General features: G+C 30.8%; 13 protein-coding genes. 12 read left to right on the top strand and 1 reads right to left on the bottom strand.

Going from position 1 to position 13,255, the window contains the following annotated elements; all coding sequences use genetic code 11:
* Positions 1–159: 159 nt before the first annotated feature.
* From CN692_RS24075 to CN692_RS24025, 12 genes are all read left to right on the top strand, one after another.
* Complete coding sequence (locus tag CN692_RS24075) at positions 160–1,791, top strand: peptide ABC transporter substrate-binding protein (protein ID WP_098121661.1); 1,632 nt, start codon at positions 160–162, stop codon at positions 1,789–1,791.
* A gap of 671 nt (positions 1,792–2,462) precedes the next feature.
* Positions 2,463–2,612, top strand: a complete 150-nt coding sequence (locus CN692_RS26380) for a hypothetical protein (RefSeq protein WP_179874543.1) — start codon at positions 2,463–2,465, stop codon at positions 2,610–2,612.
* Positions 2,613–3,040: 428 nt separating this feature from the next.
* Positions 3,041–4,675 (top strand): peptide ABC transporter substrate-binding protein, encoded by a 1,635-nt coding sequence (locus tag CN692_RS24070; RefSeq protein ID WP_098121660.1) that lies wholly within the window; start codon positions 3,041–3,043, stop codon positions 4,673–4,675.
* Between the two features lie 260 nt (positions 4,676–4,935).
* Positions 4,936–5,544, top strand: coding sequence for a DedA family protein (locus CN692_RS24065; RefSeq protein WP_257131796.1), 609 nt, complete (start codon positions 4,936–4,938; stop codon positions 5,542–5,544).
* Positions 5,545–5,608: 64 nt separating this feature from the next.
* On the top strand, positions 5,609–5,794 hold the full coding sequence (locus CN692_RS24060; RefSeq protein WP_098121659.1) for a hypothetical protein: 186 nt from the start codon (positions 5,609–5,611) through the stop codon (positions 5,792–5,794).
* A gap of 186 nt (positions 5,795–5,980) precedes the next feature.
* Positions 5,981–6,922 (top strand): magnesium transporter CorA family protein, encoded by a 942-nt coding sequence (locus CN692_RS24055; protein WP_098121658.1) that lies wholly within the window; start codon positions 5,981–5,983, stop codon positions 6,920–6,922.
* 82 nt (positions 6,923–7,004) lie between these two features.
* Positions 7,005–7,880, top strand: a complete 876-nt coding sequence (locus tag CN692_RS24050; RefSeq protein WP_098121667.1) for a permease — start codon at positions 7,005–7,007, stop codon at positions 7,878–7,880.
* 12 nt (positions 7,881–7,892) lie between these two features.
* Positions 7,893–8,789 (top strand): TIGR03943 family putative permease subunit, encoded by an 897-nt coding sequence (locus CN692_RS24045; RefSeq protein ID WP_098121657.1) that lies wholly within the window; start codon positions 7,893–7,895, stop codon positions 8,787–8,789.
* A gap of 206 nt (positions 8,790–8,995) precedes the next feature.
* On the top strand, positions 8,996–9,322 hold the full coding sequence (locus CN692_RS24040) for a hypothetical protein (RefSeq protein WP_098121656.1): 327 nt from the start codon (positions 8,996–8,998) through the stop codon (positions 9,320–9,322).
* A gap of 226 nt (positions 9,323–9,548) precedes the next feature.
* Positions 9,549–10,676: a stage II sporulation protein P gene (gene spoIIP, locus CN692_RS24035; protein WP_098121655.1), complete on the top strand. Its 1,128-nt coding sequence runs from the start codon at positions 9,549–9,551 to the stop codon at positions 10,674–10,676.
* A gap of 573 nt (positions 10,677–11,249) precedes the next feature.
* Positions 11,250–11,633, top strand: coding sequence for a DUF3888 domain-containing protein (locus CN692_RS24030; protein WP_098121654.1), 384 nt, complete (start codon positions 11,250–11,252; stop codon positions 11,631–11,633).
* Positions 11,634–11,777: 144 nt separating this feature from the next.
* A complete protein-coding gene (locus CN692_RS24025) occupies positions 11,778–12,548 on the top strand; it encodes an oxalate:formate antiporter (RefSeq protein ID WP_257131793.1) in 771 nt (256 codons plus the stop codon).
* Between the two features lie 162 nt (positions 12,549–12,710).
* Here the strand turns inward: CN692_RS24025 and CN692_RS24020 are convergent, their stop codons facing one another.
* On the bottom strand, positions 12,711–13,073 hold the full coding sequence (locus tag CN692_RS24020; RefSeq protein WP_098121653.1) for a permease: 363 nt from the start codon (positions 13,071–13,073) through the stop codon (positions 12,711–12,713).
* Positions 13,074–13,255 lie beyond the last annotated feature (182 nt).

The following is a 13,255-nucleotide window of genomic DNA, read 5'->3' as shown; positions in this document are numbered from 1 at the left end:
TGAACTATATGTTAAAGAGTTTTTAATAAAAAATAAATTAAATATTAAAAAAATACTTTTTTTTCTGAAAAATATGTAGTATATTGAAAAAGTAATAAGTGATTTTTCAGAAAAATAAGTAAATTATATGATGAATCACAAATATTCGGAGGTGCTCTTATGAAGCGTAGATTAGCAACAACTGTTTCAAGTTTATTAGTATTAAGTACGGTACTAGCAGCTTGTGGCAAAGACACAGAAACAACGGCAACTAATACTCAGAAAGATAAAAAGCAAACGTTAAGATTAACTACCACCACTGAGATTCCTTCTATGGATTCAGCAAAAACTACTGATTCAATGTCATTCGAAGTTTTAGACAATGTAAATGAAGGTTTACTTCGTTTAGGACAAGATGACGCAGTAGTAGATGGCGTTGCTAAGAAAGACTCGATCGAAGTTAGTAAAGATGGACTTACTTATACTTTCCATTTACGTGATACAAAATGGTCTAATGGTGAGCCAGTGACAGCTAAAGACTTCGTTTACGGTTGGCAACGTGCTGTAGATCCTAAAACTGCATCTGAATATTCATTCATTTTATACTATGTGAAAAATGCTGAGGCTATTTTCAATGGTAAAATGCCATTAGATCAATTAGGTGTTAAAGCAATTGACGATAAAACTTTACAGGTTACTTTAGAACAACCTACACCGTATTTCTTACAATTAACAACTTTTGGTACATACTTACCTGAAAACCAAAAGTGGGTTGAGTCTAAAGGAGATAAATATGGTTTAGAAGCAAATACTCAATTATATAATGGTCCATTTGTTTTAAGCGACTGGAAACATGAGCAAAGCTTTACATTAAAGAAAAACGAAAAGTATTGGGACAAAGACGTTGTTAAATTAGATGAGATTAAATACAATGTAGTTAAAGATACTTCAGCAGCTGTTAACTTATATCAAAACGGTGATCTTGACAAAGTTATGGTAGATTCTGAGTTCGTTGATAAATATAAAAACGATCCAGATTACAAAACTCAATTAGATGCTCGTTTAGTATTCTTCCGTTTCAATGAAAAACTACCACTTTTCAAAAATGCTAAGGTTCGTCAAGCGTTTGACTTAGCTTATGATAAAGAAGCTATTACTTCATCTATTTTAAATGACGGTTCTAAACCTGCATATTGGTTAGTACCATCTGAGTGGGTAAAAGGTCCAGATCAAAAAGATTTCCGTGATCATAATGGAGACTTCAATAAATATAATGTGAAGGAAGCTCAAAAATTATGGTCTGAAGCTAAGAAAGAACTAGGCAAAAATAAAATTGAATTAAAAATGCTTTCATATGATGATACAACTCGTAAAAAAGCAGCTGAGTATGTCGCTGGTGAGCTTATGAAGAACTTACCTGGCTTAACAATTACAGTAGCTCCACAACCGTTTGAAATCAAACTTGATTCAGAGAAAAAATTAGACTATGACTTCTCATTCTCAGGTTGGGGACCAGATTATCCAGATCCAATGACATTCATTGATATGTTCTTATCAAACAGCCCATTCAATGAGATGGCATACAATAATCCAAAATATGATGAATTAGTAAATGCTGCGAAAAAAGAAGCAGATCCACAAAAACGTTGGGAAGATATGGTACAAGCTGAGAAAGTTATCATGGATGAAGCTGGTATCTCTCCAATTTACCAACGCGGACGCGCTTATTTAGAAAAGAAATCAGTTAAAGGTATTATTGCGCACAAATTTGGAGGAGATTTCTCTTACAAATGGGCGTCTAACGAAAAATAATATTATTGGGGCCAGCCTAAAAGTCAGTGTAGCTGACGCTTAGGCGGCCCTTATTTAAATTTTCCATGTGTCTCGAAGAAAAATGAGGGATCTAAGATGACTTTTTTCTATATATATAAAAAGGGAAAATTCTAAACTCCACAAAATTACAAATTAAATCAATTTCTTATTCAAAGGTTGTCTATATAGACAACCTTTGTTTTTTCGTTAAAAACTAAAATGTTAATTTAATAGAATAAGAACATCAAAATTATTTTACTCCTAAAAATGGCTGGAAATTATCTAATTCTTATATGTTCCAAGAGTAACAAAAAAGGCAATTGTGGGAAGTTATTTAGCTCATAACAGGTTCGTGAGTAAGAAAAAAGGGTAAATGGGTGATTTATTTAACTCATAAAGGGTTCATGAGTAACAAAAAATGGGGAAATCTTGAGAGTTTATCCTGTAATTAAATTTAGTTAACTTCTATCCAAATATACGTTTGATGATTTCTCCGTGGATAAACAATTGAAAAATGGAACTAGACTAGCTGGTTTTTATGCTGGTACTTTTTTGATTAATTACCTCATTTTTCCGAATTATTTGAACAAATTACTTCGAACTACGAAAAAAATTAATTGGTTCAGAGACGTCCCATAGATTTCCAAACATATTAAATAGAGGGGGAATAATTGGAAAAACAAAAAAGTCGTTCAAAAAAATTTGGTTTTATTGGTCAACTTCAAAAAGAAATGAATCAGGACCACGTGGAAATCCTAATCTTTTCTCGTTTTTTAAAGGATTATTTTCTCAATTTAATATTAAATTTCGGTAATTTGTGAATAACAAATTACCCGAAAGTGAATGTTAAAGGGTGTCCAGTTGGAACAGGTTTTAAAAAGATGGACTAGATCATGATATTTTCTGCAGTTGATTATCCAATATAAATAGTCTATTTTTAGACTTTTTTAAAAAAAATATACATATTTGTCCCACTTAAATCATTTATTGAAATTGGGGCAATTATTAAAATTTTTCGTTAAAACTGCAAAAAATAATACAAAAATGTATTGTTAATTACAAAAAAGTAAACTTTTATTCAGATTTTTTAATATTTTTTGAAAAAAATGTCGAATTAGTGTTGATATTTTCTAAAAAGTATGTAAAATGAAAGTATGTTAAATATTATTAACTGTTCGAACAGTGAAAATTGTTTGAATATTTTAATAGTTTTTAAGTCTAATTGTTTAATTTTGGGGAGGCAATTCTAATGAAAAAGAAGGTATCGTATTTTCTATCTTTATCAGTTGCTGTGAGCATGCTTTTATCTGCATGTAACTCAGACAACTCAAATGATGGTAAAAAAGAAACAGCAAAAGCAAAACCACAAGTATTGAACTTACTAGGCGGAGCTGAACTACCAGGTCTTGATTCTAGTACTTCTACTGATGCAGAATCTTTCAACGTTTTAGGTAACATTATGGAAGGATTAAATGTATTAGGTGATGGTGACGTAGTAAAACCTGGTATCGCAGAAACTACTGATAAGTCAGCTGATGGTTTAACTTATACATTCCACTTACGTGATGCTAAATGGTCTAATGGTGACCCTGTAACTGCAGCAGACTTCGTTTACGCTTGGAAACGCGCTGCAGATCCAAAAGTTGCTTCTGAGTATGCATTCATGATGAATGTATTACAAAACGGTGAAGATGTTACTACTGGTAAAAAACCAGTTGACCAATTAGGAGTTAAAGCAATCGATGATAAAACTTTAGAAGTTAAATTAGCGAAAGCTATTCCATATTTCGATTCTTTAGTAACATTCCCAACATTCTTACCATTAAATCAAAAGTATGTTGAATCTCAAGGTAAAAATTATGCTTTAGAAGCTGGAAACATGATCTTCGACGGTCCTTTCCAAATGAAAGAATGGAAGCATGATGAAAGCTATAAATTAGTTAAAAACGATGAGTACTATGATGCTGCTAGCGTAAAATTAAAAGAAGTAAACTTTAAAATCGTAAAAGACCCAGGAACTGGTGTTAACCTTTATGAAACAGGTGCAGTTGACCGTGCAGGTTTAACAGCAGAGTATGTTGATAAATATAAAAACAACCCTGATTACGGAACTACTAAAGAGCCAACAGTATTCTTCTTACGTGTAAACGAAGAGAAAAATCCAGCTCTTAAAAACGTAAACATCCGTAAAGCATTAAACGAAGCATTTAACCGTGAAGATATTACTGGAACTATTTTAAATAACGGTTCAGTACCATTATATGGTTTAGCTCCAAGTAACTTCTTAGATGCAAACGGTAAAGATTTCCGTGAAGCTTCTGGCGATTTAGTTAAATACGATCCAGCTGATGCTAAAACATTATGGGCACAAGGCTTAAAAGAAATTGGTAAGAAAGATGTAACAATCGAATTATTAGGATCAGATACTGATACTAACAAAAAAATTAGTGAATACCTACAAGGTGAATTAACTAAAAACTTACCAGGATTAAAAATTAACATTAAATCAGTTCCATTTGCACAACAATTAGATTTAAACTCTAAGAAAGATTATGAAGTATCATTCGGCGGATGGGGTCCAGACTACAAAGATCCTATGACATTCTTCGATATGTGGACTTCTAAGAGCCCATTCAACCAAATGGGATTCGCAAATGCTGAGTATGATAACTTAATCACTCAAGCTGGTGGACCATTATTATTAGATCCAGCTAAACGTACTGACGCATTCTTAAAAGCAGAAAAAATCTTAGTACAAGACAATGCTGCGATTCTTCCGATTTACCAACGTGCTCTTGCATACGTTATGAAACCAAAAGTACATGGCTTAATTGAGCATTCATTTGGTTCAGACTTCACTTACAAATACGTTGAAATTAAATAATAAGAAATAATAAAAGGCTGCTCCATAGTCAGGTCACTGACTTGGACAGCCTTTTTTTTTATGATAGAGGATAGAGCTTTCAACACGGCTCGTAGAATCAACAAAATCAAATACGTAAAATAAGGAAGGAACATCAAAATTATAGATGATTATTGTATTTGGCACTGTAAAATCAATTAAATCCAAAATTACTTAATTTTGACATATTTTAACTTCCTTTGTATTATCATTGTAGTACAAGTTGTTTTTTAGGGAGGAGGATCCTATTGACAAATATCATACATCAGATATTAGATTTTTTTGCATCATTAGGATATTTAGGGGTTGCATTAGGATTAATGATTGAAGTTATTCCGAGTGAAATCGTTTTAGCCTATGCTGGTTATCTTGTAGCTGGAGGGCATATAAATTTTGTTGGAGCAGTGGTAGCAGGAGTAATAGGGGGAACTATTGCACAATTATTTTTATATTGGTTAGGTTATTTTGGTGGTCGACCAATTATTGAAAAATATGGTAAATATATTTTAATTAATAAGCATCACCTTGATTTAGCTGAAAAATGGTTTTCGAAATATGGTGTAGGAGTCGTATTTACGGCACGTTTTATTCCAATTGTAAGACATGCTATATCGATTCCAGCAGGACTTGCAAAGATGCCAATAGGCAAATTTAGTCTTTATACAGTAATTGCGATCATTCCATGGTCAATCCTTTTTGTATTAATAGGTGAGAAACTAGGTAAAAACTGGGAAACAGCTAAGGAAGTATTGACTCCATATACTCCAATGATTGCAGTCATAGCAGCTGCGTTATTAGTTGTGTACTTTTTAATAAAAAAGTTAGTTTCAAAAAATAGAAATTTAAAATAAAAATGATTTGTTTTGCGTGATATTACATATAATATGATAAATTTCAATTGGAAGGATGATTTTTATGTATTCTATGTCGTATGATGTATTAAAATCTGATATTTTAAATACTCTTACAAATGTTCAAAATCAATTAAATTCGGAAGATTATTCCGTACATACAAAAGAACAGCTTCAGAGCCAATTGGAAGTTTATCAATATGTTGATGAATTAAGTGATATGCATTATTTTTATAAAAGTGGATATTAAAAACTGGGTCACTATAAGTGGCCTTTTTCTTTATTTATGAATAGTATAAATGCTTACTAAAATAGCAGCTGAAAGCGCTTGTTTATTAGAATTTAGACTTTCTTTTTAATAAAGGTTGAAACATATAAAAATGTTTCGTATGCTATTATTGTGTAGGTTTTGTTTTAGAATTAGAGGTGAATTAAGATGCTAAATTTTTATGTTTCAGATGCACAAGGAAAACTAAATCAAGTCGACGTAATCGAAAAAGGTTGCTGGATCAATGCAATCAATCCAACAGAGCAAGAAATTCAATATCTAGTTCAAAAGCTTGACTTAGATTTAGATTTTATTAAAGACCCACTTGATGATGAAGAGCGTTCAAGGATAGAGGTCGAAGGGGAACACACTCTAATAATTGTTGATATTCCAATTGTAGCTCATGATGATAATGGGCATACGATTTTTGATACAATACCAATCGGGATGATTATTTCGTCTAGTACGTTTGTTACAATCTGTTTAAGTGAAAATCCAATTTTTGAAAGATTTATTTACCAAAAAGTAAAAGGCTTTTTTACTTTTAAAAAGACGAGATTTGCACTTCAACTGTTGCATACAACATCAACCTATTATTTACGATATCTTAAACAAATTAATCGCAAAACTAATGAAATTGAAGCTGAATTACATCAATCAACACGAAATCAAGAATTGTTCACAATGCTGAACCTTGAAAAAAGTTTAGTTTATTTTACTACTTCACTAAAATCGAATAAAATCGTCATGCAAAAGATTCTTAAAGGGAATATTTTAAAAATGTATGAAGATGATGAAGATCTATTAGAAGATGTAATTATTGAAAATAAACAAGCAATAGAAATGGCAGAGGTTTATAGCAATATCCTAAGTGGGATGATGAACACATTTGCTTCAGTTATTTCAAATAATTTAAATATTGTAATGAAATTTTTAACTTCTATTACAATTATTTTATCCATTCCAACAATGGTATCAAGTTTTTATGGAATGAACGTTGATAACATACCATTATCCAAAATACCACATGCGTTTCCAATCGTAATTGGTATTTCTGCGATATTATCAACAACTATTGCACTAATATTTTGGAAAAAAAGGTACTTTTAACTCACAAAGCCGCCGGTCATTCGGAGGTTTTGTGAGTTTTCATTTTTAAAAGTACAATGGGAGAGAGAATATGATTACGAATATGAATTTTTACCATTCATTCTTACAAATGAATACTATATTTATTTCGATTGTAGTCGAAGCACTACCATTCATTTTAATCGGAGTATTTATTTCTGGGATTATTCAAATTTTTATTACTGAAGAAATGTTATATAAAATAATACCGAAGAATAGATATTTAGCAGTTTTAGTTGCTATTTTACTAGGATTTATTTTCCCAGGTTGTGAGTGTGGAATCGTACCAATCGTAAGTAGATTAATTAAAAAAGGCGTTCCTCACTATGTAGCTGTAGCATTTATGTTAACAGGTCCAATTATTAATCCAATTGTACTGTTTGCTACATTTATTGCTTTTGGTAATAGTATTCAAATGGTTATTTATCGCGCTGGGGCTGCAATGATTGTTGCTTATATTATTGGGATTGTATTATCATATTTGAAAATTGATAATCCATTAAAAAATAATTTAGTGACAATTCCTGTAGACAATTCAGTACCGGTTAAAAAGAAATTATGGAGCGTTTGTGTACATGCTATTGAAGAATTTTTCTCGATGGGTAAATTCTTAATTTTAGGTGCTTTTATTGCCGCTTTTGTACAAACATTTATACCTACTGCTACTTTAATGCATATTGGTAATGGACAAGTAGCTAGTATTCTAGTAATGATGGCATTAGCGTTTATCTTATCACTATGTTCTGAAGCTGATGCATTTGTTGCATCTTCGTTTCTAAGTACGTTTTCGTTAAACTCCATCGTCGCATTTATGGTTGTTGGTCCAATGATCGATATAAAAAATACATTAATGTTATTCCAACATTTCAAAAGTCGTTATGTATTAATTATTATTGGATTAGTAATTTCTTTAACATTTATCACTACACTATTAATTTAAGGGAGAATCGATATGGCAAGAGCATATGTACTTTTAGGATTTACCTTCTTTTTAATGCAATTGCATATTAAGGGTACGATCTCAAAATATATTAATATGAAATACTCTTATTTATCTCTGACAGCTGGGATATTATTTGCTTTTCTAACGATCATACAAGTTATTCATGTTTTAAGGACTAGTCGTGATGAAGGTGAAAACCATGACCACGACCATGATCATGACCACAGCCACTCTCATGATCATCAATGTGATCATACTTGTGTGCATGGGCATGTTCATAAAGAAGCAAAAGGCTTTAAAAAGTTGTTAAATGGATTAGTCTTTATTTTCCCATTATTTACAGGTATTTTCTTACCTGTTGCAACTTTAGATTCGACAATTGTTCACGCAAAGGGCTTCCATTTTCCTGTTTCTGAACCAGGTAATAATGATCCATTTATGGAAAGACAATATTTAAAACCTGATTTAAGTATTTATTATGGACAAGAAGGCTATCAACAATTAATTAAACAAGAATCAAAAGAATATATTAATAAACAAAGTATCGTTTTGAATGATTATGACTTTCTTAAAGGAATGGAAGTTCTATATGATGAGCCTGGAAAGTATTTAGGAAAACAACTAACTTATAAAGGTTTTATTTATCATGAAAAAAGCTTAAATAAAAATCAAGTTTTCTTATTTAGGTTTGGAATCATTCACTGTGTCGCTGATTCAGGTGTATATGGATTGCTTATTAACTTACCTGATAATCAAAAGTTTAAAAATGATCAGTGGATTGAAGTTACAGGTAATATACAACAAATGTACTATCAACCATTTAAAGTTAATATTCCTTATGTAGAAGCGACCAAAATTAAGGAGATTCAACCACCAAAAGATGAATATGTTTATCGTAATAAATAAAATGAGCCCAAGTGGCTCATTTATTTTACATTTTTGGTTAAATAACTAAACAATTCATTCAAAAACAAGGGTTTTTAAAATTTCATTTACCGAAAACATAAAAATAATTTAAAAAACTTGTTTATATCTAGACATGTACACATTCAATATCTAAATTTTTACGTATGTTATAAATGTACAATAAATAATTATAGAGGTGTTTTTAAATGTGGGGATTTTGTGGTTGCAATCGTAGAGAAGAGAGAGAAGAAGTATCTCCAGTGAGAGATATGAGAGAGTTTGTTGAAGTTCGTAGACCATGTTGTGAATGCAAAGAAGATGACAGAGTTATGGAAGTAAGAATGGAAGAAATGAAAGAAGTTGAACCTGCTATGAATGAGCGCAAAGGCTGTGGATGCAGAAAAAATAGAAGAAGATCAAACAACAATTCTATGGTATCACCTGCAGAAAGCTCATTCTGTCAAAGACAATTAGACGCTGCTAGAAATGGTTGCGTTGTAAATCCGTTAACTAACTTCAGTCGTTGTAGATAGTTTAAGATTTAGAAACTTACTTGTTAAATAAATATACGAACTTTTTTCTAGGAGGTGTCTATTAAGACATCTCTTTTTTATTTTCAATTATAAAAAGCGAGCAAACTAGGGTCGAAGCCAACAAATGTATTCATTTATTTAATAGTTCTAATTTATAATAATGATTTAATAAATTTTCAATTCTATTTTATAGGGCTTGTACATACGTTTTATTAGAGGTGATTTGATGAGACAATCTATTTATATTAAATCTATTAATCTTAAACGTGTGACGGCAAGTGTCTTCGTAGGCATTGTCTTATTATTTTTGTTGGCAAGTTTATTTGTAACATCAATGAAAAATACAAAATCATACTATATTCATCAATGGTTCGAAAAAATGAGTTATGAAGGATTTATTAAAGCATTTGAGTACGAAAACGGTCACTTTAAGTTAGGTAACGAATCGAAAAAAGATGGACAACCTATCACGAATATACTATTTTCGTTTATTACAAATATTAGACTGTATGACCCAAAAAGTTTATTAGTACATGAAATATCTAGTATGACAAAATTTGAAAATAATATTTTAGTTGCCGGTGAAGGCATTGATTTTACAAATCTACCAATCGAATCGAGTTTAACATTGGCAGAAATTAACCAAAATCCAAATGTTAAAGATCCAGTAAATGAGCCAATTAAAAATCCAGCAAATCCACCATCAAAAACGACAAATGGAAAAGATGTATTTTTTATTTACCACACGCATAGTTGGGAATCCTTTTTACCTTTAATTCCTGGTGCGAAGGAACCTAATCAAGCATCATCTCCGAAAGTAAATGTAAGCTTATTAGGTGAGCGGTTGAAGAATAATTTAGAAGCAAATGGAATCGGTGCAATTGATGATAAAACGAATATTGGAGCTGAATTAACGAAAAGACATTGGGATTGGGGAAAATCATATAAAATGTCAAGACTGGTTGTAGAAAATGCGCTTTCACAAGATAAGGATTTAAATTATCTAATTGACATTCATCGTGATGATCAAAGGGGTAAAGTGACAACTACCGAGATAGATGGTCAAAAATATGCAAAGCTATACTTTATTGTCGGTGTAGAAAACAAAAATTATCAAAAGAATTTAGCTTTAGCAAAAGATTTAAATAGTGAAATCATGAAATTTAACAAAGGATTAACACGCGGAATTTATAGTAAAAACTATAAGCAAGGAAATGGAGTATACAACCAAGACTTATCTCCTAACTCGATCCTAATAGAGGTCGGTGGAGTTGATAATACATTACCTGAACTATATCGAACAATTGACTTACTTTCAGATATTTTAAGCAAATACTACTGGGATCATCAGTAAAAGTAAGTGAGCGGCTAATAGAGGGTGTCCTAAGGGGCATCCTCATTTTTCTATTTATAGAGTAGTTACAAAAATCGAAGTGCAGTTAAAAAGCCTGAGCTATACAAATAAAGCAGTGAAATGGGCAAATAAGGAATTAGAAACTGCAAATAAAGATCTAAGTGCAAATAAAATTAGTAAAACTGCAATTAATTTCCCAGAAAACTCAAATTAGATCGGCTAATAATTATACCGGTTAGGGTAACTCGCGATTAATAATAACTATATTAAAATGGAAACTCATAAGTTTGCTCTAAATCGTTCTATACTCACTAAAAAAGTGGGGGAATCTACCGAAAAACAAGAAATGGAGATCATAAAATCAATCCTCCTTGAAAAACACCACTAAAATACACACCAATTTAATCTCAACAAAGTTTCTTGAATTCAAATAGTGGGTGGCGGCTATTTGTCTGTTACGATGACTGTTAGTTAGCTCACTTTTTTTATCCTATCCCATCGATAACATATCCTTCATTAAATTGTAAAGAATACATAGTAAATAGATTTTTAATCGTAGATGGAGGGATCGATATGAAGAGAGGGTTTATTGTCATTTTATTAACGTGTTTAATTGTAGCCTCGAAACCGGCTAGTTCGTTTGCAGTTCAGAATGAAGTATTAGAGGATGCGGTATTATCAATCTTATTTCCTAGTATAAATAGTCGTTTATATAAAATTTTTGGTCCAGGTGAACAATATAATTGTGCGGCAATCACGAATATAAAAAAGAAATATAATGGTACATACGTATTTGAAGCAACTATTCAACTTGTTGCATATAAACAAAATCAACAGCCGCCTTACACTCTAGTTAAATTTAATTTTACAAATGATAATGGTGAGTGGAATATTCGTTCTGTTACGCAAGAACCAATTCAAACAAAAACAACTTCTATATGTAGACCTCCTGTTTAACGAATTTAAAAGGATGAAAAAGTGGTATTTTGGCAAAAAATGTAAAACTATATTAGGTAAAAAGAATGAAATTTATCATTTTAGATGATAAAATTAGTATAAAATATGATATGATAAAGAAAAAATTTAAAGGTGGCAATATCGTTGGCGGGAATTGATTCAATAAAGGAGATTATCTATATATATGGTGATAAGCATAATCATTGCTTTATAACATCTGGAATAAATTATAAAGAGTTTGTTCAAGGACTTCCTTTTCCACTTCAAAACATTCTTTTGCTAAAACACGATATTCAATGGTCTGATTTTAATTTAAATTCCTCTTTTTATTATGTAGAAAGAGAGGATATTAATAAATTTATAATGGAACATGACGAGCATGATGATCTTTGTTGGATTGATTTTGAAGAATTAGCAGATTTGGACGAATTAGAGCCTAAAGAAATAGCAGAATTACTTTATCTTGCTCACAAAAAAGAACCATTACAAAAACCATTTATACCTAGACTAAATAATTCTTTTGCATACATGAATATAAGCGACGGAATGTACCAAAAGGTCTATTATAAACGAATTAATGATTTTATCTTTATGCTTTGTAATGTTATATCTTATAAAATTACTCAACTTCAGAGACGAAGTATAAATATATTTAATCGTTCAAAACAAATTAATCCAATCAATATTAAATTAATGTTGACCTTATATCCGTTAATGGAAGATGGATTAATTATTGATTTGAGTGAGCGTGTTGAAAATAGAAAAGTGATCGAGATCCCAATTTTCCGTGTGGATTTTTATTCTGGTGTAGATGAAGTTTTAGAAAATGTAGAAGATTATCGTGAACTGACAAATCATATAGCAAATTTAAGTTATTCGAAGAAAGATGATGAATGGACAGTGGTTGAAGTTTAAAGGATCTTATTCTGTAAACAATATTGATAATTGTTGGATTGTATAAACGAAAATCATATCATTTATCGCAAGAATTCTTTAAGGTCCTTTCAATTTACTCTTGAAGTTCCAAAAGTTTGAAAGGACCTTAAAGGTCTTTTTTTTTGCTTTTTAAATCTATTGTTAAAGAATCGCACTTAAGACAATTAATAAATTATAAAAAATAGTGACAATTACCGAAAATAAACCAAAACCAATTGCTGTATAACCTAAAGTGGAGTGACCTTTTGTTACACTGTAAATACCTATAGCAATTCCAATGATCCCAAACAGTACAGGCATTAAAAATAACGAAAATAGTGAAAAAAATAAAGCTACGTATCCAATTACAATTCCAGTTGCATGAGATTTATCTGAAGTCGTGTCTGTATAAAAAACATCCCTCGTCGGATAAAACTCTGCACTATATTCTTCGTTGTGATCATTGTCATCATTAGGTAAATTGTGATTGCGTTTTTGTTCATTATGCTTTCTATGACGATACATAAATTAACACTCCTTTCTTTTAATGCCTTACCTATAGTATGTGACTAATAATTACGATGATAAGTAGTAAGTATTAGTAATTTTTGAAAGAAATGAATAAAGAATTTCGAATATTAGAAAATGAATTTAAAGTAAAATTATGCTATAATTTTTGGTATAAAGAATGCAATTGGAGATGAGTG

This window comes from Bacillus sp. AFS002410 (genome assembly GCF_002556365.1).
Taxonomy (GTDB): Bacteria; Bacillota; Bacilli; order Bacillales; family Bacillaceae_G; genus Gottfriedia.
This window is presented reverse-complemented; position numbering and strand designations above follow the sequence as displayed.

What these genes read in the sequence shown, in the direction of transcription:
- CN692_RS24075 (WP_098121661.1), top strand. Translation starts at nt 160, where the DNA reads ATGAAGCGTAGATTAGCAACAACTGTTTCAAGTTTATTAGTATTAAGT.
- CN692_RS24070 (WP_098121660.1), top strand. Translation starts at nt 3,041, where the DNA reads ATGAAAAAGAAGGTATCGTATTTTCTATCTTTATCAGTTGCTGTGAGC.
- CN692_RS24060 (WP_098121659.1), top strand. Translation starts at nt 5,609, where the DNA reads ATGTATTCTATGTCGTATGATGTATTAAAATCTGATATTTTAAATACT.
- CN692_RS24055 (WP_098121658.1), top strand. Translation starts at nt 5,981, where the DNA reads ATGCTAAATTTTTATGTTTCAGATGCACAAGGAAAACTAAATCAAGTC.
- CN692_RS24050 (WP_098121667.1), top strand. Translation starts at nt 7,005, where the DNA reads ATGAATTTTTACCATTCATTCTTACAAATGAATACTATATTTATTTCG.
- CN692_RS24045 (WP_098121657.1), top strand. Translation starts at nt 7,893, where the DNA reads ATGGCAAGAGCATATGTACTTTTAGGATTTACCTTCTTTTTAATGCAA.
- CN692_RS24040 (WP_098121656.1), top strand. Translation starts at nt 8,996, where the DNA reads ATGTGGGGATTTTGTGGTTGCAATCGTAGAGAAGAGAGAGAAGAAGTA.
- spoIIP (WP_098121655.1), top strand. Translation starts at nt 9,549, where the DNA reads ATGAGACAATCTATTTATATTAAATCTATTAATCTTAAACGTGTGACG.
- CN692_RS24030 (WP_098121654.1), top strand. Translation starts at nt 11,250, where the DNA reads ATGAAGAGAGGGTTTATTGTCATTTTATTAACGTGTTTAATTGTAGCC.
- CN692_RS24020 (WP_098121653.1), bottom strand. Translation starts at nt 13,073, where the DNA reads ATGTATCGTCATAGAAAGCATAATGAACAAAAACGCAATCACAATTTA.